Raw genomic sequence first — 2,376 nt, forward strand, 5'->3', positions numbered from 1 at the left:
CGCCGCAAGGCTCTGGATCAGATCCTTTGTCAACGTGACCTAGGATGGCTGCTGACCTTGTGTTTCCCGGAATTCAGATGTCGCAAACAGTGAGATGTTTACGCTACATGACGTTGCTGGTGTTTTAGCCAGGCTATGGCGTCGGTCACCTCAATGCCCTGTAAAGCGTTAAAAGTCCGATCCTTGTCCCATGCCACGCCAGTATCGCGTGCGAACGCAAGACGGTATTTCCGTATTCCATCGTCAGGGTGTGCGGCGACTTCTGCGCACAGCCAATCCATATCCCACAGCTCCCGAGTGACAGGGCGGCCGAGATAGTGCTGCATCTTTTCGGCGAGTTGAGCGTAGGAAAACGTATCCCCGGCAACGTAAACCACCTCGTTCTGGATCGGCGGTTTATGGGCGAGGATGCTCGCTGTAAGTCGTCCTATATCTTCGGAAGTGGTCACGGTCAGGCGGTTATCCCAACTGCCGAGTGCGCGAACCTTGGCAGCTTGAAGATCCACCAAACCGAAAGCTGGTTCAAACAGAAAGCTGGTGAAAATTCCTGTCGAAACGATTATCCATCGGGTCGCAGATTGACCGCGCAGCATGTCCCTTACGTCTGATTGCTCATCAAATACTGGCTGCCCGCTGCCACGTCCAACAACATCGTAATCAACACCAAACTGCCACGGCACATAACGGTCCACCCCAGCTTTCAGGACGGCACTGGTAATTTTACGCTGTGTACCGGGACCACCAACAAACCCGGTACAACATATAATCGTCTTGAACTTGGCGAAGAGGACGGAGAGGTCCTCCACCGTTTCCGTCGCAAGATCAGCATAAACGATCTGCAGGCCCTTTTGCTTTAATTGTCGCGCAATATCCGTTCTGGTGCTTTCGCTTGATGGTCTGAGAAGAACGCTGATCGATCGGGCGCATTCCGGTTTCTGTTCAAGCAGGCCGGTGATGACGGCCTGACCAAGCTCTCCGGCGCCGATGACAAGGGTTTCAATGACAGGGGTCTTCATCGCTGGCATCAGGAATTCCTTCTGGTTATGAAGTTAAAATAAGACGCGATGCGGGATAGCGAAGAAGGTACACGAGTGATACCGTTCGATAATCTGGACTTCGATGCCGTGATGGCTCAGTCGCAGGCAGCCTGTGCTGCTCTCAGTGACGATGATGGCGGGTTGAAGCGAGAAGTGCTTGCGCATGCCGGCAACAGATGGTCACTCGGTATTGTCCATCTTCTCGGTGTTGCTGGTACTCTGCGGCACGCAGAACTGGCGCGGCGGCTTGATGGGGTTACGCAGCGTATGTTGACGCGCGCTCTTCGTCAGTTAGAACGCGACGGTCTTATTATTCGCCGTGATCATGGTGAAGTCCCGCCACGGGTGGATTATACTCTCACTCCGTTGGGAAAGGGGCTTCTCGTAGGAATGATGCCGCTTTGGCGGTGGATTATTGACAACGCTTCGGCATTCAGAACGGCACGAGATCGGTTCGACAATGAGAGGAATAGCACTTTCGTTGAGCCTCGTGACGGTCTGATTTAGATTTTTAGTCCCGGGTTTTGATGGTGTGATATTTTCACGAGAGTGGAAGGAAGCCTTATGGGACAGATACGTCATGGGAGCGCCACGACTACGTACGCCGTGCGAGCAGCAATACAGCGATCGCAGGCTTCGCTCGCGGCGCTGAGCAAGGAGTTCGGAATCAACCCGAAAACAGTTGCAAAATGGCGGAAGCGTCAAACGGTTGAGGATCAGAAGACAGGTCCTAAAGAGCCGCGCTCAACGGTTCTGTCCGAGACGGACGAAGCGACGATCGTGGCCTTTCGCCGGCATACGTTGCTGCCCCTGGATGACTGCCTTTATCCCTGCAGGCCAGCATTTCTCATCTGACACGTTCGGCTCTGCATCGTTGCTTTCAGCGTCACGAGATCTCACGGCTGCCGGACATCGAGGGAGACAAGCTCAAGCGACAGCGTTTCAAACGCTACCCGATCGGGTTCTTTCATCTCGATATTGCCGAAGTCCAGACCGCTGAGGGCAAGCTGTATCTCTGTGTTGCCATCGACCGAACAAGCAAATTCGCTGTCACACAACTGGTCGAAAAAGCCGATCGGAAGACAGCTTGGGAATTCCTCGAACATCTCCTGAGTATGATCCCTTCCCGGATTCATACCATTCTGACCGATAACGGCATCCAGTTTGCTGAACAGGCCCGTAAGCGCAATACGGCCTGGTCGCGCCCCATGCGCTTCGACATGATCTGCGAAGCCCACGGGATTGAACACCGTCTGACGAAACCCAACCATCCCTAGACGAATGGTCAGGTTGAACGGATGAACCGGACAATCAAGGAAGCCACTGTCAAACGCTTCCA

2 protein-coding genes and 1 pseudogene are annotated in these 2,376 nt (G+C 53.9%); 2 read left to right on the plus strand and 1 reads right to left on the minus strand.

Annotated features, from left to right (window positions below; translation table 11 throughout):
* Positions 1–98: 98 nt before the first annotated feature.
* Complete coding sequence (locus B7444_RS14790) at positions 99–1,025, minus strand: aromatic alcohol reductase (protein ID WP_007284629.1); 927 nt, start codon at positions 1,023–1,025, stop codon at positions 99–101.
* 66 nt (positions 1,026–1,091) lie between these two features.
* Between B7444_RS14790 and B7444_RS14795 the strand changes: the two genes are divergently transcribed.
* Positions 1,092–1,544: a winged helix-turn-helix transcriptional regulator gene (locus tag B7444_RS14795; RefSeq protein WP_007284628.1), complete on the plus strand. Its 453-nt coding sequence runs from the start codon at positions 1,092–1,094 to the stop codon at positions 1,542–1,544.
* A gap of 57 nt (positions 1,545–1,601) precedes the next feature.
* Positions 1,602–2,376: pseudogene (locus B7444_RS14805) on the plus strand (IS481 family transposase); the annotation flags it as partial.

The sequence above is a fragment of the Gluconobacter thailandicus F149-1 = NBRC 100600 genome, from assembly GCF_000964465.1.
GTDB lineage: Bacteria > Pseudomonadota > Alphaproteobacteria > Acetobacterales > Acetobacteraceae > Gluconobacter > Gluconobacter thailandicus.